18 protein-coding genes are annotated in these 22,236 nt (G+C 66.7%); 8 read left to right on the forward strand and 10 right to left on the reverse strand.

Translation table 11 applies throughout. The features are described 5' to 3' along the window. Positions 1–47: 47 nt before the first annotated feature. Genes OG718_RS05235 through OG718_RS05250 form a run of 4 tightly spaced genes read right to left on the reverse strand, consistent with a single transcriptional unit; the run spans position 48 to position 2,777 of the window. Entirely contained in the window at positions 48–1,109 is a 1,062-nt protein-coding gene (locus OG718_RS05235) for an ArsO family NAD(P)H-dependent flavin-containing monooxygenase (protein WP_328843407.1), read from the reverse strand. Further along, positions 1,109–1,360 carry a DUF2180 family protein gene (locus OG718_RS05240; RefSeq protein ID WP_328843408.1) on the reverse strand — a complete coding sequence of 84 codons (252 nt, stop codon included), beginning with the start codon at positions 1,358–1,360 and terminating at the stop codon, positions 1,109–1,111. Before OG718_RS05240 ends, OG718_RS05235 begins: the two co-directional genes overlap by 1 nt. Beyond that, positions 1,360–2,472, reverse strand: coding sequence for an ACR3 family arsenite efflux transporter (gene arsB / locus OG718_RS05245; protein ID WP_328843409.1), 1,113 nt, complete (start codon positions 2,470–2,472; stop codon positions 1,360–1,362). Before arsB ends, OG718_RS05240 begins: the two co-directional genes overlap by 1 nt. Continuing rightward, the gene (locus OG718_RS05250; RefSeq protein WP_328843410.1) at positions 2,469–2,777 is read right to left on the reverse strand and encodes an ArsR/SmtB family transcription factor; all 309 of its coding nucleotides are present in this window, start codon (positions 2,775–2,777) and stop codon (positions 2,469–2,471) included. Before OG718_RS05250 ends, arsB begins: the two co-directional genes overlap by 4 nt. Before the next feature lie 103 nt (positions 2,778–2,880). Between OG718_RS05250 and OG718_RS05255 the strand changes: the two genes are divergently transcribed. Genes OG718_RS05255 through trxB form a run of 3 tightly spaced genes read left to right on the forward strand, consistent with a single transcriptional unit; the run spans position 2,881 to position 4,998 of the window. Beyond that, positions 2,881–3,516, forward strand: coding sequence for an arsenate reductase/protein-tyrosine-phosphatase family protein (locus tag OG718_RS05255; protein ID WP_328843411.1), 636 nt, complete (start codon positions 2,881–2,883; stop codon positions 3,514–3,516). Between the two features lie 58 nt (positions 3,517–3,574). Next, positions 3,575–3,994 carry an arsenate reductase ArsC gene (locus tag OG718_RS05260; protein ID WP_328843412.1) on the forward strand — a complete coding sequence of 140 codons (420 nt, stop codon included), beginning with the start codon at positions 3,575–3,577 and terminating at the stop codon, positions 3,992–3,994. Positions 3,995–3,999: 5 nt separating this feature from the next. Then, positions 4,000–4,998 (forward strand): thioredoxin-disulfide reductase, encoded by a 999-nt coding sequence (trxB, locus tag OG718_RS05265; RefSeq protein WP_328843413.1) that lies wholly within the window; start codon positions 4,000–4,002, stop codon positions 4,996–4,998. Positions 4,999–5,097: 99 nt separating this feature from the next. Here trxB and OG718_RS05270 read toward each other — a convergent pair whose 3' ends face one another. From OG718_RS05270 to OG718_RS05280, 3 genes are all read right to left on the reverse strand, one after another. Beyond that, positions 5,098–5,517, reverse strand: a complete 420-nt coding sequence (locus OG718_RS05270) for a DUF2750 domain-containing protein (RefSeq protein ID WP_328843414.1) — start codon at positions 5,515–5,517, stop codon at positions 5,098–5,100. A 30-nt stretch (positions 5,518–5,547) separates the two neighbouring features. Next, positions 5,548–12,714, reverse strand: coding sequence for a polymorphic toxin-type HINT domain-containing protein (locus OG718_RS05275; protein WP_443054909.1), 7,167 nt, complete (start codon positions 12,712–12,714; stop codon positions 5,548–5,550). A 1,011-nt stretch (positions 12,715–13,725) separates the two neighbouring features. Next, positions 13,726–14,616 carry an AraC family transcriptional regulator gene (locus OG718_RS05280; RefSeq protein WP_328843416.1) on the reverse strand — a complete coding sequence of 297 codons (891 nt, stop codon included), beginning with the start codon at positions 14,614–14,616 and terminating at the stop codon, positions 13,726–13,728. Positions 14,617–14,792: 176 nt separating this feature from the next. Here OG718_RS05280 and OG718_RS05285 point away from each other — a divergent pair, with 176 nt between their 5' ends. From OG718_RS05285 to OG718_RS05305, 5 genes are all read left to right on the forward strand, one after another. Continuing rightward, positions 14,793–15,875, forward strand: coding sequence for an aldo/keto reductase (locus OG718_RS05285; protein WP_328843417.1), 1,083 nt, complete (start codon positions 14,793–14,795; stop codon positions 15,873–15,875). Between the two features lie 31 nt (positions 15,876–15,906). Beyond that, positions 15,907–16,665, forward strand: coding sequence for an SDR family NAD(P)-dependent oxidoreductase (locus OG718_RS05290; protein WP_328843418.1), 759 nt, complete (start codon positions 15,907–15,909; stop codon positions 16,663–16,665). Between the two features lie 186 nt (positions 16,666–16,851). Then, entirely contained in the window at positions 16,852–18,387 is a 1,536-nt protein-coding gene (locus OG718_RS05295; RefSeq protein WP_328847688.1) for a CocE/NonD family hydrolase, read from the forward strand. 217 nt (positions 18,388–18,604) lie between these two features. After that, entirely contained in the window at positions 18,605–19,465 is an 861-nt protein-coding gene (locus OG718_RS05300) for a LysR family transcriptional regulator (RefSeq protein ID WP_328843419.1), read from the forward strand. Between the two features lie 109 nt (positions 19,466–19,574). Then, entirely contained in the window at positions 19,575–20,441 is an 867-nt protein-coding gene (locus OG718_RS05305; protein ID WP_328843420.1) for an NAD-dependent epimerase/dehydratase family protein, read from the forward strand. 56 nt (positions 20,442–20,497) lie between these two features. On the opposite strand, the gene OG718_RS05310 is transcribed toward OG718_RS05305, so the two are convergent. From OG718_RS05310 to OG718_RS05320, 3 genes are read right to left on the reverse strand one after another with little or no spacing between them, the layout of a single operon-like run. Continuing rightward, positions 20,498–20,671 (reverse strand): hypothetical protein, encoded by a 174-nt coding sequence (locus OG718_RS05310; protein WP_328843421.1) that lies wholly within the window; start codon positions 20,669–20,671, stop codon positions 20,498–20,500. Next, entirely contained in the window at positions 20,668–21,210 is a 543-nt protein-coding gene (locus OG718_RS05315; RefSeq protein ID WP_328843422.1) for a hypothetical protein, read from the reverse strand. The genes OG718_RS05310 and OG718_RS05315 overlap by 4 nt, the downstream gene beginning before the upstream one ends. Further along, positions 21,207–21,431: a hypothetical protein gene (locus tag OG718_RS05320; protein ID WP_328843423.1), complete on the reverse strand. Its 225-nt coding sequence runs from the start codon at positions 21,429–21,431 to the stop codon at positions 21,207–21,209. The genes OG718_RS05315 and OG718_RS05320 overlap by 4 nt, the downstream gene beginning before the upstream one ends. Positions 21,432–22,236 lie beyond the last annotated feature (805 nt).

A 22,236-nucleotide genomic window follows, 5' to 3' on the forward strand; every position in this document is an offset into this window, starting at 1 on the left:
CGCCTTGAGAGTCGTCCGGCCGAGGCGGGGCTTTGCTCCATCGCCTGTCAGTCGCTCAGAAGTTCGGCGATCTCGCGAGCCGCGTCGCGGGCCGGGCGGCCGACGCCGATGAGGGTGGCCGAGGCAGGGCCGGTCCAGTCTCCGTAGCCGAGCAGGTGCAGGCGCGGTTCGGCGGTGGCTCGGGTGCCGGTGGTGAGGATGTGGCCGCGCACACCGCGGAGTTGGAGCGGCGCGAGGTGAGAGAGTGTCGGGCGGAAGCCCGTGCACCAGATGACCGCGTCAGCCTCGGCCCGGGTGCCGTCGGCCCACTCGACACCGCCGGGGATGAGGCGGGTGAACATCGGCGCGGTTTTCAGCAGTCCGTTGTCGCGTGCCGCGCGTACGGGCGGGACCGCGACGATGTCACCGAGCGAGGCGACACCACCGGAGTCCGAGCGCCCCTCGTCGAGAGCGCGGCGGCGTGCGGTGGCGGCGTCGAAGAGCGCGCGGCCGTCGATGTCGTCTGCCAGGTAACGGGGCGGGCGTTGGGTGACCCAGGTCAGCTCGGTGTCGTACGCGAGGTCAGCGGCGATCTGCGCTCCGGAGTTGCCGCCTCCGACCATGATGACGCGTCGGCCCGCGAAGCCGCGTGGCGTGCAGTATTCGACGGTGTGCAACTGCTCGCCGCCGAAGTCTCCCCGACCGGGAACCGCAGGTAGGAAAGGTCGCCACCAGGTGCCGGTCGCACTGATCACGGCACGAGCACGCCACGTTCCAGCGTCGGTCTCCACACGCAGAAGTTGCGCTTCCCGATGGACGCCGCGCACGCGCGCGGGCCGTTCCACGGGCAGTTCGTAGCGTTTCTCGTAGTCGCGCAAGTATGTGACCACATGCTCGGCGTCCGGATACTCCTCGCCTGCCTGCAAGGGCATGAGTCTGCCCGGAAGAGAGGAGAAAGCCGCCGGGGAGAACAGGTGCAGCGAGTCCCAGGTGTGCTGCCATGCCCCGCCCGGCGTGGACTGGGCGTCGAGGATGACGAAGTGCACGCCGAGGCGGCGCAGGTGGTAGCCGGCGGCGAGTCCGGACTGGCCGCCGCCGACGATCACCACCTGCGTGTGCTGGTCGCTCATCACGAGGTGCGGATGGCGTGGGCGGTCTGCGGGCAGCACGCCGCGTGGGCGCGGTGGGCCGTGGCGCAGACGCCGCACAGCAGCCGTCGCACCGGTGGCTCGGTGGCCACCGGGCGGGAGATCGGCTTCGTGCAGGTCAGGAATTGCTCGGAGAGCTCGGAGTGGACGGGGCAGACGGCGGCTCCGCACTGGGCGCAGATACCGACGGCGGCGACCTGCGCCCCGATGCCGGAGCAGTCCAGACAGTGCATCAGCTCTCCTGCGACGCGGCCGTCAGCTGCCGGTCGGCACCGAACTTCCGCCGCCAGGCCAAAGACACGTAGACGAGCGCGACCAGGACCGGCACCTCGATGAGCGGACCCACAACACCCGACAGGGCCTGGCCGGAGGTGACGCCGAAGGTGGCGATGGCGACCGCGATGGCCAGCTCGAAGTTGTTGCCCGCCGCGGTGAAAGCGAGCGTCGCCGTGCGGTCGTACGCGAGACCGATGACCTTGCCGAGGGCGAACGTGCCGAACCACATGAGGGCGAAGTACACGAGCAACGGCAGCGCGATCCGTGCGACGTCCAGTGGCTGCGAGGTGATCGTCTTACCCTGCAGGGCGAAGAGGATGACGATCGTGAAGAGCAGGCCGTAGAGGGCCCAGGGGCCGATCTTCGGGAGGAAGTTGGACTCGTACTTCTCCTGGCCGAGCCTCTTCTCGCCGATGCGGCGGGTAAGGAACCCGGCCAGCAGCGGGACGCCGAGGAAGATGACGACGTTCAGGGCGATCTTCCACATGGAGATGTCGAGATGCTCGCCGTCACCCAGGCCCAGCCAGCCGGGCAGCAGGTCGAGGTAGAACCAGCCGAGCAGGCCGAACGCCAGCACCTGGAAGACCGAGTTCAGCGCCACGAGTACGGCGGCGGCTTCGCGGTCGCCGCAGGCCAGGTCGTTCCAGATGATGACCATGGCGATGCAGCGGGCCAGCCCGACGATGATGAGACCCGTGCGGTATTCCGGCAGGTCCGGCAGGAAGATCCAGGCCAACGCGAACATGATCGCGGGACCGACGATCCAGTTGATGACCAACGACGAGGCCATGAGCTTGCGGTCGCCGGTGACGGCGTCGAGCTTGTCGTAGCGGACCTTGGCCAGCACCGGGTACATCATGATCAGCAGGCCGATGGCGATGGGCAGGGAGATGCCGCCGATCTCGACCTTGGCCAGGGTGTCGTTCAGGCCGGGGATGAGCCTGCCGAGACCCAGGCCGACAGCCATGGCGGCGAGGATCCAGACAGCGAGGAAACGGTCGAGCGTCGACAGCTTCGCGACGACCGAGGGGTCCTCGGCGGTGGTCGCGGGTGCTTCGGTGGGGGTCACGGGCAGGCCCTCTTGTTGTCGGCGGCGGTGCGAGCGGACTCGGCCAGATCGGCGAACTGTCCTGCGAGCTGGGCGATGACGTCCGGGCGCAGCTTGTAGTACGTGTACCGGCCGCACGGCTCGGTCTCGACGACTCCGGCCTCGCGCAGGACTCTCAAGTGGTTGGAGAGGTTGGTCTGCTTCGCACCGGTCTCCTCGATCAGGTGCGCGGTGCAGAGCGTCTCCCGGGCAAGCAGGGTGACGATCTGGAGGCGGAGCGGGTCCGAGAGAACCCGCATCAGATCAGTGTCGACTGACGTCAGCATGGACTGATACTCTCACATCACTTCGAGCTGATACCAGCCCGGACTGATCCCTGGGACCCGCATCCTCACATCCGTGGGGGCCCACACCCCGAAGGGGATTCCCGTGACTGCCTCCCCACCGCCTGTCCTGCCCGACGAACGCCTCGCGTCCGGCATCGCCCGCCTCGCCCTGCGCTACCGCGGCCACTTCTCGCCGGAGACCATCCAGCGTCTCGTCACCGACTCCTACGAGCGTCTCGCCGAGCACGCACGTGTCCGTACCCACCTCGTCGTCCTGGCCGAGCACCTGGCCACCGACCGGCTCGACGCGCTCGCCCACGTCGAGGGTGCGCCCGGCGTCGGCCTGACGCGGGTGCTGTTCGTGTGCACCCACAACGCCGGACGCTCACAGATGGCCGCCGCCCTCCTCGCCCACCGCGCGGCAGGTCGCGTGACCGTCTCCTCCGCGGGCACGCACCCGGCCGCCGAGGTCGAACCGGCCGTCGCCCAAGTGCTGACCGAGGCCGGCCTGGACCTGACCGACGCGTTCCCCAAGCCACTCACCGAGGAAGTGGTCCAGGCCGCTGACGTCGTCATCACCATGGGCTGCGGCGACGCCTGCCCGATCCTGCCCGGCCGTCGATACCTCGACTGGCCCATCACGGACCCCGAGGGCGCCCCGATCGCCGTCGTCCGCGGTATCCGCGACGAGATCGACGCCCACATCACCGAACTCCTCGACTCCCTGCCACACGCCTGACCGGCCGGGCCCGACACCACCAGTGCTCCACTTGAACCGCTTCGTGAAGGAAGAACCGATGTCCTCGACTCCGCTCGCCTCGGTGCTGTTCGTCTGTGTCCACAACGCCGGGCGTTCGCAGATGGCCGCCGGATTCCTCAACCACCTCGCCGCCAACCGGATCGAGGTACGTTCCGCCGGCTCGATCCCGGGCGACCAGGTCAATCCGGCCGCGGTCGAGGCCATGAAGGAGGTCGGCGTCGACATCTCCGACCAGAAGCCGAAAATCCTCACTACCCAGGCCGTCCAGGCATCGGACTACGTCATCACCATGGGCTGCGGCGACGCCTGCCCGATCTTCCCCGGCAAGAAGTACCTCGACTGGGCCCTGGAAGACCCGGCTGGCAAAGGCGTCGAGTCGGTCCGTCCCATCCGCGACGAGATCAAGACCCGCATCGAGGCCCTGATCGCCGAGATCGACGCCAAGCAGGAGGCGTGAACACCGTGAGCGCCACGGACGGCATACGCGAGGTCATCGTCATCGGCTCCGGCCCCGCCGGATACACCGCCGCCCTCTACACCGCCCGCGCCGAACTCAGGCCCCTCGTCTTCGGCGGCGCCATCTTCGTCGGCGGCGCACTGACCACGACCACCGAGGTCGAGAACTTCCCTGGCTTCCCCGAAGGCATCGACGGCCCGGTCCTCATGGAGAACATGCGGGCCCAGGCCGAAAGGTTCGGCGCGGAGATGGTCGACGACGACATCGTCGAGGTCGACCTCACCGGCGGCATCAAGACCGTCACCGACACCGCCGGGACCGTACACCGGGCCAAGACGGTGATCGTCGCGACCGGGTCCGGCTACCGCAAGCTCAACCTGCCCAAGGAGGACAAGCTGTCCGGCCGGGGCGTGTCCTGGTGCGCCACGTGCGACGGCTTCTTCTTCCGCGACCGCGACATCGTCGTGGTCGGCGGCGGCGACACCGCCATGGAGGAGGCCACCTTCCTGACCCGCTTCGCCCGCTCGGTCACCGTCGTCCACCGCCGCTCGGCCCTGCGCGCCTCCCAGGTCATGCAGAACCGCGCCTTCGCCGACGACAAGATCTCCTTCGCCTTCAACAGCGAGATCGCGGAGATCAAAGAAGAGGACAGCAAGCTCGCCGGCGTCGCGCTCCGCGACGTGTTCACCGGCAAGACCCGCGACCTCGACGTGACGGGCCTGTTCATCGCGATCGGCCACGATCCACGTACCGAACTGTTCAAGGGCCAGCTGGAGTTGGACGCCGAGGGCTATCTCAAGGTCTCCTCACCGTCCACGCGTACGAACATCCCGGGCGTCTTCGGCGCGGGCGACGTCGTCGACCACATCTACCGGCAGGCCATCACCGCCGCCGCCAGCGGGTGCGCGTCCGCGCTGGACGCCGAGCGGTACCTCGCCTCCCTGAGCGATACGGGCGCCGGACAGATTCGCGCCGAGGGCGAGCCGGTCACGGCCGCCGTCTGACGCTCCCCAACCGCAGGAGAAGCACCCCATGTCCCTCATGAACGATCGAGGCTAAGAGGAAAATTCAAGCTGCGCCCGAGCGCTGTCACTCAACCGCATCTACCGGTCGTATGGTGGTTCGCCAAGCGCGTGAATGAGACGATTGACCACTTCATTGACAGTGAAGTCCCATCCGGTCAGGTGCTGTCCACTCCAATTAATCCCTACCCGGAAGTCATCCTTCGCTAGATCCGGCAAAGCCGCGCTTCGCCAATGATCCAACGGCATTGAAACAGCACGAAATTGAGGACCCCATAGCTGAGCAGCGCGCTGCGCACGGGCCTCCGATGACCAATAGGGAAATGCTGGTCGCCCAGAACTTGAGACCGGCGTCGGACTGCCGTCGTCATCTCGAACCCACCAAATGGTACGACTCTGAACGATCTCACGGAAGAAGGCTGCCGCCTGCGCCCCACTGGTGCTCACGTGAATCCTCCTAGATCGTCTCGACTTGAGCGGCACGCTTAAGCGCGGCGCCACAGGGCACTAGCGCCGCGCCTGTCCGCAGCGTTAGTAACCGGGCGGGAGTCTACGGTATCCTCCGGGATCCATAATTGCATGATCCTCTGGCCATCGCGGTGTTAGCAACATACCGCCATCCCGATCGGGAATAGGTTCATGGCTCAGCTCCATTGATTCCCACGATCCGTCCGGACGCTGCCGCTGTGGCGCCGATCCCCGCTTCATTCGACCGATGTTCGCGATACCGTATTGGTCTGCGGCGCTCGGCTCCGTCGCTTCGTTCTTCCAAAATCGCTTACGCATGGTGGACAAGGATGGCGCGACGCCATTCTTTTTGGGCTTGGAATAATCTTCGCCCAATTTCCAACGCCCACCGCAGTTGCTGTTGTGAACGAGTACAGGCGTCTCGCCCGCCAGCACATAGTACGTGTGCAGGTCATCGACGGTGAGGTTGTATGTGGTCGCGTGCTGGGTGTACTCCCGGTTCCCGGTGACGATGACCGTGGCGCCGTCGTCGGTGAGCAGGGTCATGCCGGGGGTGAGGTCGCCTGCTTCGGTCCAGGTGTTCTGGGAGGGGGACCAGAAGGGATGCTCGTGGGTCGCGGTCAGTTGGTCGATGCCGTCGTCGGTGGCGACGGACAGTTCGTTGAAGTGCTTGTCGTCCTGGGTGACGATGAGGCGGGTTACCTCGCGAGCACCCGTTTCGCCGGTTTCTGGGTCGGTGGCCCGGACCTTGTCGCCGGGTTCGATGTCCTCGATGTCCTTGGTGGTGCCGTCGGCCATGAGGACGTCGGTGCCGGCCAGGAAGCACTTACTGCAGCCACCCTTCTTGTTTTTGGAACGTATGCCGCCGAACCCGAAGCCGCCTGCCGGGCCTTCCCCGCCCTCCGCGGCGGCCGCAAAGCCGCCGATCATGGCAGCGCTCTGCCCCCAGTTCAGTCCTTCGGCGCAGTCCCGGCCTGCCGCCACGCAGGCGTTGCCTTTCGCGCCGTTGACTGCCGATGCGTTCAGAGGGCTTGAGCTGTCGGCGCAGGATTCACGGCCGTAGTGGCACAGTTCGTCGATCTTGTCGTAGAAGGCCTGGATGTAGACCTGTGCCTGGTCCCAGCCGACGGGAACGTGGACGGTGGGGTAGATGGCGACGTAGCCGTCGTTGTTGAGGTCGACTCCGGAATCGCCCTCCTGCTGCCACGACCCGCCGATGATGGTCTCGGTGACCCACTTCTTGTGATCTTCGCAGTCGTTGGTGCAGGAGCTGCCCACATCGGCGTCCATGAGGCCGCTGGGGTCGGAGCGGTTGATGGGGTCGTTGACGCTGTAGCTGTAGGCGGAAAGGTTCTGCGGCTTGTACGGCGCGCTGAGCGGGTCCGGGCTGAGGAAGCGTCCGAGGCCCGGGTCGTATGCTCGCGCGCCGAGCAGGGACAGGCCGGTGCTGGTGTCCTCGGTCTTGCCCAGGAAGCCGTTGTCGGTGCCGGTGGGCAGAGTGCCGCTGCGTTCGTCGCCGAAGGGGGTGTAGCGGCGTCGGGTGGACGTCCCTGCGGAAGCGTCGACAGCGATCTGTGTGGAGGCCTGGGTGTCGGCCGTCAGGTAGGTGAGCTTCCCGTTGGCGGCGCTGGTGCCCTCACTCGTGCGCATCGCCACGGTCGCGCCGCCGACGGTGTAGTGGCGGGTCGCGGTGACCGTCGAGCTGTCCGTGCGCAGTTCCGTGCCGCCGAGAGAGGCGACAGTCTCAGCCGGGGTCGAGCGGACCAGGAGGTTGCCGTCGGCGTCATAGGCGTAGCGGGTCAGTTCGCTGCCGCTGGTCCTGGTGGTTTTGACCGTCGACAGTTGGGCCAGCTTGGTCCAGGTGTAGTCGACGGTGGTCTTGGCCGCGGCGGTTGTCCCTTGCTCGATGCGCTGGAGCATCGTGCCGTCGGTGTCGTAGGTGAACGTGTCCGTGCGGTTGGTGGTAGTACCGGTCTTGTTGAGGATCTTGCGGACGCCGTGCGGCCAGTCCGCGTTGGCCGTCGTCCAGGTACCCGCGTCGTCGTAGCCGGGGTAGAGGTAGTCGCGCAGGCTGGCTGTGCCGGCCGAGTTGGTGTCCGTGGTCGACTGCAGATTGCCCATGCGGTCATAGGTGTAGGCGGTCTGGTAGGGGCTCGTGCCCGTGTAGTCGGATGTGATCTGTGTGGTGTTCGCGCAGATGCCTGCCGTGGCGTGCGTGAACGCCCGGGTCAGACGGCTCTGGTCGTCGTAGCGGAAACACTGCGACTGAGCACTCTGGCCGGTGGCCTGCTCGCGCAGCTCTGTGAGGCGGCCTGCCAGGTCGTAGTCGTAGGTGTCTTTCTGGGTCTCGGCGACCAGCTCGTTCACCGAGGTGGTGGTTGCGATGGTCTTCAGCCAGCGGGTGCCGTTGCTGTCGTCGTAGGCGTAGCGGCGTTGGGCCTGGATGCCGTTGCCGCCGAACTCGGCGCCGTAGTTGCGCTCCACGAGGCGGCCGTATGCGTCGTAGGCCGTGCCGTCGATGTAGACGGAGGTGCCCAGGGTGCTGGTCAGGCCGTCCGGGTGGCCGTACTCGTCGTACGTCGTGGTCACCGTCTCCGCGGCGAGGCCGCCCGCGGTGGGGTAGGCCACCTTGGTGATGTGGTCGGCGGCGTCGTAGGTGACCGAGGTGGTGTAGTCGCCGGCCAGCCCGCTCACACCGGTGGGGAGGGTGACCGTACTGCTCAGCGCGCGGCCCCGTGTATCGAAGGATCCGGCCTTGGTGGTGTACGTGTTGCCTGCCGCGTCACGGCTGGTGGTCGCAGTGACCTGGCCCTTGCCATTGGGGATGTTCAGGCCGTCCCACGTCCAGGCGGCGAGTTCGTCCGAACCGCTGGAGATGGCTGTCTTGCGGCCGAGGTTGTCGTATCCGTAGTTCAGGACGGTCTTGGCACCGTTGCTGGTCGTCTTGCTGGTCCGACCGTTCACGTCGTACTCGGTCGTCGAAGTGCCGGCGTCCGGGTCATCGGTGGTGAGGCGCTGTCCGGCCCAGTCGTAGGTGTAGAGGGTGCTGTTGCCGCGGGTGTCGGTGATCTGCTTCAGCTCACCCTTGTCGCTGTAGCCGTAGGACGTGGTGTAGGTGGAGGTGCCGCTGTGCTCGACGACCTTGGACACCTGGCCGTAGACGTCGGTGTAGGAGGCGGTCGGTGCGCCCTCGGCCGGCTGCACGACCGTGTGGTCGCCGTTGTACGTGGTCGTGACCAGGCCTTCGTCCTGGGTCACCCCGTACGCCTGGATCCGGGAGGTCACCGTGCGTCCTGCCCAGTCCAGGACCAGGTCGTTGTACGAGGGGAGTTCGGCGGCCTGGGGGCTGGACGGGCCGCCCGAGCCGGCGGTGCCCTGGTTGCGGAAGACCGCTGAACTGCCGGTGGCCTGGCCTGCGGAGTCGTAGCGGGTGACCGCCACCTGCCGGTAGGGAACGGTCTGCTTGGTCGCCGGGTCGAGGTCGCTGGGCAGCGGCGTCTGTGACTCGCGGTCACGGCCGAGGCCGTCCGTGTAGGCGTGCGAGGTCAGGTACGTCGTGCCGGACTGGAGCACCTGAGTGGTCACATGCGGGTAACCGTCGACCGCGTCCGGGACCCCGGAGCCGTTGGTCGACTTGGGAACGCTGTAGCTGAACTTCATCGACGGCGAACTGCCGGTCTCGGTGGGCTTCCACACCTCCACGACACGGCCCGCCGAGTCCAGGGTGACCCGGGTGGAGTTGCCGTTGGCGTCCTTGACGGTGGTCGGCGCGCCCCAGAAGCGCGACGACCACACCGTGGAAACGTGCGCGCTGCGCGCGGAGGCGGTGCCGTCCGGGTCGGGCGTTGTGGTCGTCGTGCCGTCCAGCGGCCAGGTATTGGCCGGGCTGTACTGCGTGGTGGTGCGGTGGTGCTTGCCGTCCTCGTTCCACACCACACGGCCGGCGTCGTCGTAGCCGGACCACGTCGACCGGTAGGTGCCAGCCTTGGTGTATGTGCGCCCCTCGGTGGGGTTGCCATCGACCGGTTTGTTGGCCGCCACGCTCGTGGCGTCGTCGTACAGCGTGGTGGCGTAGCCGTCCTGGTTGCTGTCGGCGATGCTGGAGCAGCCCACGGAGTAGTGATTGATCTGGTCTTGGAGGACGGTCCAGCGCTGGGCGCCGGTGGAGTCGTAGTTGTCGGTGTTGTAGGCGCGCCCGTAGGTGGTGCAGCGGTTGTCGGAGACGCCGCTCTCGCCCTGGTCGTCGGTGCGCATGGGCAGGCCGAAGGTCGTGGAGGCACCTTCGGTGTCGTCGTATTCACTTTCGACGACATGGGTCCGCCAGCCACCGGTGATCTTGGTGTTGGTGGTGGTCTTCTTCTCGCGGACGAAGCGGGCGTCGGGCAGCCCGTCGTACTGGGCGGTGTTGTGGTCCCAGTACTCGTGGTAAGTGCGTTCGTGCGAGGTGTCGGTGTCGTCCCGCAGCGATGTCGACAGGGTACGGCCGGCGAGCCAGGCGTGGTCGGTGTAGTTGTTGCCGTCACCGTCGTTGACCGTGACCGTCCTGGTCGCCGACGGGTCCGTCTTGGAGGTGCGGTCCCCCGACAGGCCGCGATACAGCCAGTACTTGTCGGTCTTCTGGCCCGTACCCGCGCCGGTGGTGACCTGGACTTCCTGATAGCCGCGCCAGTCGGACCAGGATTCGTCCTCGTCCTTGGTCAACGGGTCGTTGGTGAACCGCCAGCCAGCGCCGTCCTCGTAGGTGTACGAGGTGGTCATCGCCGGCGCACCGTCCTGGTTGGTCGTGACCGTGGGATCGACGACGACCTTGGTGACCAGGAACTTCTTGAACCAGCCGGTCTTGGACTCGGTGTCGCCCTCAGGGGTCCACTTCTGCCAGTAGCAGTCCTGGGTGTTCGATGCCTGGGAGGGCAGGCTGTTGATGTCGCAGGCGTTGGCGAAACCGTAGGAGACGGTGGTCGTCGCGCCGAGGTCGCCGTGAATCTCCTGGATGCGGGGGAAGTTGAGCTCGGCGGAGCCGACCTTGTTGTCGAGGTCGGTCCGATTGAAGTTGATCACGGGCAGGACGAGGTCGTCGCCGTCACCGACGCTGCCGTACGTCTTGCGCTGCACGTAGTCCAGCCACAGCGTCTTGCCGATCGTCCCGTCAGGGTTGGGCATGCCGTACTTGTTCTGGTACTGCTGCACCAGATCCCAGCCGCTGCCGTCCTGGTCACTGACGTACGTCTTGATGTCCCACAACATGTCCGTGGAGAAGAACGTCGGGTAGTACGTCTTGCCCGCGCACTGGTAGTCCGCCGACGTTCCGTCACACATCAGGTCGATGGGCACGTCCGGATACGAGGTCGGTTTGTCGTCGAAGGTGGGGCAGGTGGCCGGTGCGTCGCGCAGCGGGTCGTTCTCCTGGACCCGCTCGATGCACCGGTTGACGTGGCTGAGTTCAACCTTCGCGGGGACCTTGCCGTCGGCGATCTGCGAGGACCATCCGTACTGGATCTCCTTCACATACCCGGAGGACACGTACTCGCGGGCCTTGTCGGTGTTCGCCACCGACCGGTAGTGGTTGTACTCCTTGTCGTAGAAGTACATGGTCTCGACCTCGTTGGCGGTCACCGCCCGGTCGAGGTTCCAGCGCCAGGCCTGCGTGCACGGCTCGGGGAACTGGGCGTGGCACGGCTCCCCTGCATCGTTGCCGACCACCGGAACGGTGAAGACCGAGGCGGTGGCAGTCCCGGTGCGTTCGGAGCGGCCCCAGCCGAAGTAGTAGCGCTGGCCGTCCTGCGTGGAAATCACCCAGTACTCGCCGTCGCGACCCGCACCATGGCCGTTGAACAGCCGCTGCACACGCCACCCCGGGTCATCCTTCAAGTGGTAGGCGCCACTGCCGGTGTTGTCCTGGATCAGCTCCGAGGTGACACCGTTGAGGCTGATGACGTAGACCGCGCCGGACGGCTCGGCGGCCGAGTTCGGCGAGTCCCAGCACATGTCACCGATCGTGGGCAGACCGTCCTCGGTGCAATTGCGGTAACGCCGCTCGATGAATCCGACATTCAGGTCCCAGCCCATACCGGCCCAGGACGCCTGATTGTTGCTTGCCGAGGTACGTCCGTCCACCGACTGAGAGTTGTACGACATCGCCAGCGGAGGTGCCTCGCCCATCGGCGGCTTCGGTAGTTGAACCGGCAGGCTGTAGCTGAACGCACCCGACCCGGTGGACACCTCCCACGAACCGGTCGGCGACAGCGTCGAGGCCCGGTAGTCACCCGCGTCCGACGACGAACCGGACGTCACCGCATACACGCTCGTGCCACTCGTACCGGCCTCGCGCATCAGCTGCGGCGAGACGCCTTCCGGCGTGGTGTCCGCGTCCGCCGTCACCGTCGCGGTCAGCGTGCCCGTGTCGGTGCTGTTCTCCACCGGCACGAACGCACGCTCCGTGCAACCCTCCGCCTGCGGCGTCTGCAGCGCACACGCGGGCAGCTTCACCAGGCGCAGCCGGTCGGCGAAATCACCGCCGTAGGCGTACTTGAAGCCCGAGTAGTCGATGTCGACCTGCACCTCGCCCGGAACGTCCACACCGTCGGTACGGAAGATCTCCAGGCCCAGCCCGATACCGCCGACCGGTGCCACCGCCTCCCGGTCCAGCACCCGCACCTCGACCTGATCCGGCGAAACGGGATCCAGGTCCGGGGCCAGCTCCTCCGGAGCGGACGCCGAGGCGGAAGTCGAAGGCTCCGGAGGGGCCGGTGACGTGACATCGCTGTCGGAACTCTCCGCGACCGCGGCCTCAGGGGCGGAGGGGCCGGGAGTGGGTGAAGCCGTGTCCTCTGCCAGCCGGGACGACCCCAACTGGGTATCGGTGGCTGCATCCAACGGGATGGGGGCGACCTCCACGACATGCCCGACCTGTGTGCCACCGCTGTCGCTGCTGTCCGTGGCCGATCCCGACGGCTCGGATACCACCGCGCCCGGGTCCCCCGGCGCCGCCTGCGACAGATCGACCGACGCCTCGGCCGCCCGCGGCCACCGCGGAGCCGGCAGCGCCGTACCCGCCTCTTCCGCCTCCTGCGCCGGAACCGACCCGAGTGAGTGCGAGGGCACCACCGGTGTCGGATCACCAGCGGCCGCAGAAGCCTGCTGGGGCGACACCACCGAAACCGTCGACAACAACCCCGCCAGCAACGCACCCGCAAGACCCACCGAAACGAAACGCGCACGCCGAGCAGCCACTCGAACCCCCACCCCCGGTGCCACCCCGCACTGTGCGCGGGCCGCAGTCCAACAGACCAGATATCAGCATCCGGGCAGGCCACAGCCGTGCTCCCCAGCACGGTGACACGTGACTTGCCAAAGAATGTGATCAGTGAACCGGGACAGTAACCGCTGTGAAGGCCACGTGAACAGGGGGCACGAGAAACGGTTCCTCTCTCCACAGTGACCTACCCCACACTCGCGGTCACCCCAGCACGACCTCGGCTCGCGGCTGTTGCCCCTCACGCCCGCCGCCTCTTCGCCGACAGCTCGGCTCGATGACCGGCGCGCTCGCAACTTCATGCTGGCCGAAAGAGATCGAGGTCGCCACATGCCGCAATGTGTCAGCAAGGTGCTCCCGGTCCAGTCATGGAAATGACGGTGCTCGGTCCCGGGCAGACCACACGGACCAGTCAGGTCCAAGCCGAAGGCCGCCACCCCGGCACCCGCGTCCGGCTGCTTCCCAGGGCCGGGGAGAGTACCCCTCCTGCATTGATGTGTTGCAGCGGCTCCTCGTTGTCGCCGACTACAGGACAACGGCACGCCACGGACCTCGGGTCTGGAGCACGGACGGTTGACGGCGCATGTGGCTTGCTTGAGTGAGCCGGAACCCATCACCCAGGAGGCTGCACGCAAGCGTCGGGGCCGGGGTCACGTCGAAGCAATGGACGAAGACCTCATCGTGTCAAACCGATATGGGAGGGCTGTGCAGAGTAGTGACTTCAACGTGAAATGGCGACGCGTCTTCGCCCGAGCCGGTCTTCCTGAATGCACCCGTTTCCGACCTCAAGGGCTTCTACACCTCCGCGCTCGGCGGGCCAGGTCAGTATGATCCGAAGACAGTCCAAGTCCTGTCACGTCACGCCCGGTTCACCGAAACATGGGACACCTATGCGCGCCCGCCGGGGGATGCGGAAGAGACGCGGCTGAACGCCCGACAGGCACAGGCGTGAGCAAGCAGCCGGCCTCGGCGCCGTCCGGTTCGGGCGTCTACTCCTGGACTATGGTCATGGTTTGCAGGCGGGCCGCGTCCTGTCCCGGAGGTGCTCCGAACATGCGCCGGTATTCACGGCTGAATTGCGATGGATTGTCGTAGCCGACGGCGTAGCCGATCGCGGCCACATCGTTGGGCGCTGTGATGAGTGCGATGCGGGCCTTTTGCAATCGGATCTGCTTCTGGTATTGCAGCGGGCTCATCGCAGTTACGGCACGAAAGTGCCTGTTGAGGGACGAGACGCTGGCCCCAACATGCGAGGCGAGGTCGTCGATACGGATCACCTGGTCATACCGGGACCTGATCCAGGCTATGGCTCGGGCGACGAGGGCCAGCCGGCTGTCTGCCATCCCGGCCTGCTTGATCAGCGGTGCCTGAGGTCCGTTTAGCAGCCACCAGTGAATTTCCCGCCGTACCCCGGCTCCCAGGGCCCGAAGTCCGCGGGGGTCCTCCATCAGGCGCATCAGCCGGACGAGCGCGTCGAGCAGATTGTCATCCGCGTCGCTGATCGCCATGCCCGGTCCGTCGTGACGCGGGATATCGGTGGGCCCGTAATCCACCAGCAACTGCGCAATCGTCGCAGGGTGGAGGCGCATGCCGAGGGCGAGGAACGGTTCGCTGCGACTGGCTCGGATGACCTGCCCTGTCAGCGGAAGGGCGACGGTGACCACCGCAACCTGTCCGGGATGGTGCTCGAAGACGTGATCGCCCAGGGCGGTGCGCTTCGCACCTTGGACGACCACGGCAAGCATCGGCTCCGTGACGGTGCCGAGCGACGTGGTCATGTGCTCGCTGGCGAACACCATCACGTCTTTGACCCATAGCGGGCCCGGCTCGTCTCCGGCGAGCCGGGTGATCCGACGCCCAAGTTCCTCCAGGTGATTCATGCCTCGAGTGAACCACTCTTGCGATGCGCCTGTGACCACTACCCGGGCAAACTTGCGCGGATCATGCAAGACATCGAGCGAATTTACGTAGGTCGAAACCCTTTGCGCTCTTTACCGTGGGGAATGTCATCGGCGATTGCTTCGGCACTCTGTCGTTTCCATCGGCATGGAGGTCCATGATGCCCCTCGACCAGTACGTCACTCTTGGCCGCTCGGGCCTGCGGGTCAGCCCGTTCACCCTCGGAACGATGACTTTCGGCGAGGACTGGGGATGGGGAAGCAGTCCCGAAGAGTCGGAAAAGATCTTGGCGGCCTACCTTGACCGTGGCGGGAACTCGGTCGACACCGCCAATTCCTATACCAACGGTCATTCCGAGAAGATTATCGGCGATTACCTCGCCGGCCAGTCCTCCCAGCGTGATCGCGTCGTGCTCGGAACCAAATTCTTCTGCAATTTGTACGAGAACGATCCGAACGGCGGTGGGCCCAGCCGCAAGGCGATCGTGCAGCAGCTGGAGAACTCGCTCCGTCGTCTGCAGACCGACTACGTCGACATCTACTGGCTGCACAACTTCGACCCCGCCACGCCCAGCGAGGAGACGCTGCGCACTCTCGACGACCTGGTCAGCGCGGGAAAGATCCGCTACGTCGGCTTCTCCGACGTGCCGGCCTGGGCGACCGCGGAGGCGGCCACGATCGCGCAGATGCGCGGGTGGGCTCCGATCATCGCGCTTCAGCTGCAGTACTCCCTCCTGGAGCGGACTTCGGAGGGGGAGCTGATCCCGATGGCCGAGGCGATGGGCATGGGGGTGATGCCATGGTCGCCGCTGCAGGGAGGGCTGCTGTCCGGCAAGTATTCGAGTTCCAACACGGCTCCCTCCGACACCACCCGCGCCCGGCCCGGCGGGCCGACCGAGGCCGAGCTGGTTGTGATCGACGCCGTCAACGCCGTCGCCGCCGAGATGGGCGTGTCCTCCGCCCAGGTGGCTCTGGCGTGGCTGAGGGGGCGCCCCGGGGTGAGTTCCGTCGTGATCGGCTCTCGCCGGATCGATCAGCTGGAGGCCAATCTCGGCGCCCTGGACGTGACGCTCAGCGAGGCCCAGCGCACCGCCTTGGACGAGATCTCGACGCCCAAGCTGAACTTCCCGGCCGACAACAACCGGCAACTCGCACCGACCCTGCAGTTCGCCGGTGCCACCGTGGACGGCCGTCCCTCAGCTGCGCTTCCGGGGCTGCACGAGTCCCCCACCCGCTACTGACCACCGCTCTTCAGTAAGGGACGTAAGAAAAATGCAACAGCAGTTCACTGGCAGAACAGCGCTGGTCACCGGCGGCGGTTCGGGCATCGGGCGCGCCACGGCTTTGGCCTTGGCGGCAGAAGGGGCCCTGGTGACTGTCGCCGGCCGCACACAGGAAACCCTGACACAGACTGCGCGGCTCATCGAGGAGAGCGGGGGCACGGCCCGCTCCGTCGTGGCCGACGTGAGCGATGAACGTGCCGTCGCTGCGGCCGTGGAGGCTGCCGTCGGGGACAGCGGCCGTCTCGACTTCGCGGTGAACAACGCGGGCTACGACGGGGAGTACCAGCTCACCCAGGACTACTCGACCGACATGCTCGACACAATGATCGCGATCAATGTGCGCGGCACCTTCTTGTCGATGAAGTACGAGCTCAAGCACATGACCGCCCAGGGCTTCGGGGTGGTGGTGAACATGTCGTCCGGTGCGGGCCTGGTGGGTGTGGCCGGCTTCGCCGGATACACGGCGACAAAAGCAGCCCAGATCGGCATGACCAAGAGTGCGGCGCTGGAGGTCGCCGCCCTGGGAGTGCGCGTCAACGCGCTGTGCCCCGGCCTGGTCGAGACCCCGATGATCGCGACGATGGACCCCGAGACGGATCCTTTGAAGTCGCTCCTTGCCACCCATCCGGTCGGCAGGATCGCCCAGCCACACGAGATCGCGGACGCCGTGGTCTATCTCTGCTCCGACAAGTCCGGATACATCACCGGCGTCGCGCTGCCCATCGACGGCGGCTACACCGTGCCCTAACAGGCCGGCACACGCGACGCCCCAGCCATGACCCAAGGAGCCCTCATGCCCACCACCACACCAACGTCCCACTCTGCCACGAGCCTTGGCGTCGCAAGCAAGCTGGCCGGCGCAGCTCTCGGCCGTCTGTGGGGGCTGGGGGCCAGACGTAACCGCGTACGCGTACAACGCGCGATCCGGGTGCCTATGAGGGACGGCATGCACCTGCTTGCCGACCACTACATTCCTGTCGCTTCCGAACCCGCGCCCACCATCCTCGTCCGCTGCCCCTACGGGCGGGGTTTCCCGTACAGCATGCTGACGGCGCAGCTCTACGCGGAGCGCGGCTATCACGTGCTGCTCCAGAGCACGCGTGGCACGTTCGGCTCCGAAGGTCGCTTCAAGCCTGGCGTCAGCGAGTCCCGGGACGGTCATGACACCGTCGTCTGGCTGCGCACCCAGGACTGGTTCGACGGCCGACTGGCCACAGCAGGCGGCAGTTATCTCGGTTTCACGCAATGGGCGCTTGCGACGGACCCGCCACCCGAACTGACCGCGATGGTCGTCATGATCGGCGTGCATGACCTCAGCCGCGCCGCCTACCAGCAAGGGCCGCTGGATCTGTACAACATGATGAGCTGGTCCGACCTTCTGTCGCACCAGGAATCCGTCAGTGGGCCAGGCAGCCTTCTGCGAATGGCACGGGCCGAAAAGCGACTGGCCGGCGCGCTCGCGCAACTGCCGCTGAGGGGTGCCATGAGCAGCCTCGGCGGCAGCGGCGCCCCGTGGTACGACGAGTGGATCGACCACCCGGACGTGGACGATCCGTACTGGGAAGCCTTCCGGGCCACCGAAGCACTCCAACAATCGACGGTGCCCACCTTGCTGATCGGGGGCTGGCACGATTTTTTCCTCAACCAGACGCTCCAGCAGTACGAGACGCTGCGCGCACGCGAAGTCGACGTCGCCATGACCATCGGCCCGTGGACACATCTCAACGTGGACAACAAGATCGCTATGCCCCAAGCCCTCGCCTGGCTGGACGCACACACAGCCGGCCGAGCACCCGTGCGCCGCACGGCTCCTGTGCGGATCTTCGTGAGCGGCGCCAAGAAGTGGCAGGACCACGGCACGTGGCCACCCACGTCACCCGGACAGGCAACCTGGTATCTGAGGCAGGGTGGAAACCTCGCAGACTCGGCATCTCACCAGGCGTCAAGCACCACAGAGTTCCGCTACGACCCTGCCCATCCAACTCCCTCCATCGGAGGGAGGATCATGGCTTTCAGCGGCGGTGCAAAGGACAACCGCAAGCTGGAATCCCGCGCCGATGTCCTCGTCTTCACTACGGATCCGCTCACCGCCCCCATCGAGGTGCATGGCGCGCCTGTCGTGGAGCTGCACATCGCCTCCGACAACGCCCACGCCGACCTGTTCGTCCGGATGTGCGACGTGGATCCCCGCGGCCGCTCCGTCAACGTCACCGACCGGATTGTCCGGTGCACCGACCAGGACACCGCCTTGGGGGACGTTCGGTCCGTACGCATCGCCCTGGACCCCACAGCGCACCGCTTCAACTCCGGCCACCGCATCCGTCTGCAGGTCTCCGGCGGGGCGTTCCCTCGCTTTTCCCGCAACCTCGGCACCGGTGAGAGCCCCGCAACGGGTACGGCCACCAAGCCCACCACACACACCATTCACCACGACACAACGCACCCGTCGCATATCGCTCTGCCCAGTTGAGCTGGCGTGCCACGGCCGCACTTCCTGTATCCGTCCCGGTGTGCCGGATGCGGGGAGTGCGGCCGTGGCAGGCGATGAGACCGCTTCGGGCTGACAGACGAGGAAGATCGATGCCAGATACCGATCAAGCGCCGCCGGTCACTACACCAGTCGCGAACCAGGCACCGCACGGGCGCAAGATGAGTTGCAACGTGTCGCCAGAGCGGTAGGAGACTTCGTGGACGTCGATCTGCGCAAGACGCGCTACTTCGTCGCCGTGGCCGAGGAGTTGCACTTCGGCCGGGCCGCCGAGCGTCTGCACATCACGCAACCGGTGCTCTCCCGGCAGATTCGCGCGCTGGAGCATGAACTGCACGCGCAGCTCTTCATCAGAAACCAGCAGAGCACCGAGTTGACGGCCGCCGGCCGTCAACTGCTGGAGGACGCGCGCCCCGTGCTGGCCGCCGCACAAGCTCTATGCCGCCGGGTTCAGCAGGCCGCTCATGGATCCTCGACGTTCACCGTCGGCTTCATGCCCGGGATCACCGTGACAGGCGCAGTGCGCACCTTCTCCACACGTCACCCCGAGCTGAGCGTGCAGGTGGTTCGCACTTCCTGGGGCGACCAGGCCCAAAGTGTGCACGAGGGCCTTCTCGACGTGAGCTTCGTACGGCTTCCCGTTGACCACAGCGGCTTGGAGCTGCGTCCACTCTTTCAGGAGCCGCGCGTTGCCGTGCTCCCAGTGGACCACCCGCTTGCGGCCAAGGAGTCCGTCGTTATCGCGGATCTGGCGTCCGAACGGCTCGTGCAGAGCCCCGACGCCGTTCCCGAGTGGCGAGACCTCCCCGAGCGGATCGACGGCAAAGAAGCGGGGCCCGCGCCGTTGTTCACCACCGTCGAGGAGAAGCTGGAGCACGTCGCGACGTGTGGCGGCGTACTCGTCCTTCCGCAATCGGCCGCCCTCTATTACGCCCATGCCGGTGTCGCGCATGTGCCCATCGACGACATTGGCCCCAACCAGGTCTGTCTCGCCTGGAGCGACTGCCGTCGCTCCCCTCTGCTTCCGGAGTTCGCCGAAATCGCCGCTGCCCAGTACTGATGCCTCGGGGGCATCAATACCGACGCAAGAAGCCTTGGACGTGCGCTGCGGCACGGAGCCAAGGTGGTGAGAAAACCCGACGTCACCACCGACAAGGACCGTGAAAGCGATGCAGATCTTCGTCACAGGCGGCTCCGGCTACATCGGCCGCCCCACCATCCAGGCCCTGACCAGAGAAGGAATCGGCGTCACTGCGCTGGCGCGCAGTGACAGGGCGGCGCGCACGGTGGCAGCCCTCGGTGCGACACCGGTTGTGGGGGCGCTCACCGACACCGATGTGCTCCGCGAGGCTGCCCGCGCGGCCGACGGGGTCATCCATCTCGGAGTGGACTACAGCGAGGCCACCGCAGACATCGACCGCGCAGCGGCGGAGGCACTGCAGGCCGGCGTGGGACAAGGCCCCTATGTGCACACCGGCGGAGTGTGGGTCTACGGCGATACCGACGGGGTCGTCGATGAGGATGCTCCGCTGAACCCGCCACGTATTACTGCCTGGCGGCTGGAGAACGAGAAGCGAGTGCTCGCCAGGGCCGCCACTGGACAGCGCCCGGTGATCGTGATGCCGGGGCTTGTCTATGGCCACTCTGGCGGACTGGCTCAGTCGTTCTTCGTGGACCCAGGACGCACCACAGGTGCCGTGCCATGCATCGGCGACGGTTCCAACCACTGGGCGCTGGTCCACGTCGACGACATCGCCGAACTCTTCGTCCTGGCCCTGCGGGCCCCGGCTGGTGCCGTCTACGCCGGCACCAGCGGCCAGAACCTTCCGCTGGCCCACATCACCCAAGCCCTCAGCCACGCCGCAGGATGCCCCGGCAGGATCGACACGTTGACCCCTTCCGAGGCTGCCCAGCGGATGGGGCCGATTGCCGAGGCATTCGGCCTCGACCAGCAGTTCAGCGGCGCTCGAGCACGCCACGAACTCGGCTGGGCACCAATCCACCTCGATGCCCTGACAGAACTCGCCAAGAGCTGAAACATCAACCGCCGGCAATACCCCGGTGTTCTCGGCGCCGGGGAAGGCCAGTCGGCCTAGGACGGCGGGCGGATCGGGACGACGTTGTCGGCGTCTGGGGCTCCAGGAGGTTCGGCGGACGTAGCGTTCTGGTGGGTGAGGACGGCGTTGGCCAGGGTCAGCTGGGTGACCAACTGGCGCAGTTCCGCAATCTCTTCGCGCTGGTTGCTGAGGGTCGTCTTCAGCCTCACGACCGTCGCCCGCAGCCGCTTCTCTGTTTCGGGGAGCTGATCGGTCTCGGCGCGTACGCGGGTGTGGAATGCGGTGTTGAGGTCGGCTTGCCGCTTGTAGAGGGCCATACGCGCACCTCGTGTATGCGCTCCTCGATCCACGCCTGGTCCTTGTCCGCCTCACGAGCCCCGGCCGTCCACAGCCGGCGCAGCGGCCAGACAGGGAGGTCCAGGGCGTGAACCACGCTGTAGGTGATCTCCCAGCCGGGGTAGTACTCGGCACCGCGCAGGAGCGTGGAGATCCGGGTCTTGGAGTAGTTGGTGAGGCTGACGAGCTGGTCGAGGGTGAGACCGGAGGCGGAGATCCGGCCGCGCACCGGGTGCAGCCAGGCCTGATGACAGGGGCCCGCCTTGTCCGACACCGGATCCGGCTTGCGCCCGCGCCTGACCACCGCCGCCCGCCTGGAATCCACGGGCATGGCCGGCGGATCCGGCTGACCGTCGCTCGTGCCGGACGGGTCTTCCGCCGGCTGCTGCTGGGGTACCGATGGAGGCGTCATCGCAGCGGCTCCTCGCCCACGGCCACGGCCGGACCAGGATCCACGGCGCCGCTCGCCCGCGGTTCCGTCCCGGCGAACGCAGCGGCGGTCTGCTGCACCAGCAGTCCGAGCGAGGGCAGCAACGCGGCCACCGCCGCCAGCTGTCCCAGCACGGTCATCACCGTGCTCCACGCGAGGACCGCCGCCAGCACGACAACGATCCACACCTGCTTCCTGGGCATCGCACCATTTCCCTGAACTCGAAGCGCCTGAAGGGCACTTCGGCCGCGGTGCTGACGCGCCGTCGAAGGTGAACGACAGCATGGCGGCCCACCCGCCCGACACTCAACGTGATCACGAGATCACGGAACAATGCAGCCACCGGCTGCCGGCGATCGCTGAGCCTCGGAGATCCCGCCGCGCACCGCGCGCCCCAATACGCCAACTCGCTCCCCCGCAGAAGGAAAACAGCGCTCAACGAACGCTTTGGGCGGCGAAAACGTACAACTCGTTGCGACAACCGCGGCAGGGCGCACCATGGAATGGACGCCATGCCTTGGGCGTCGGACCTTCCCGTCTGGAAGGCCGCGCGGTTCCCTCGTGCTGAAGAACGACCGGAGGGGACTGCACCAACTCCCGCCCAGCCAACCTGTGCTGGGCGGGAGCCCCACTTGCAGGCTGGCATGCCCCCCCAAGGAGGACCCGCGCGGCCTTGCCCACGGGCGGAAGCGTCCGACGGCTGCTGGGTACTCGTCGGTGCCAGCCAGCCACGCCCCCCGGCAAACGGCATGGTCTGCCATTGATCGACGGCCGGCTTGAGTTACTCCACCAACTCAGGCAGCTGCGGCACGCTCGTTGGCAAGCGACGATCCGCAGCGTTCACGTAGCTCAGGACCTCGTTCAAGAGTCTCGTGCCGTTGTGCTGCGCGCCGCGTAAGCGGATTCGTGGATGGACCCGAGACCCGGCCAGGTCCCACTCGACAGGGCTGCGCCAGCCGCCCGGGATCCCAAATGTGCAGTGTAAACGTAGACATTGAGCGTCACGTC

The organism is Streptomyces sp. NBC_00258 (assembly GCF_036182465.1).
Lineage (GTDB): Bacteria > Actinomycetota > Actinomycetes > Streptomycetales > Streptomycetaceae > Streptomyces.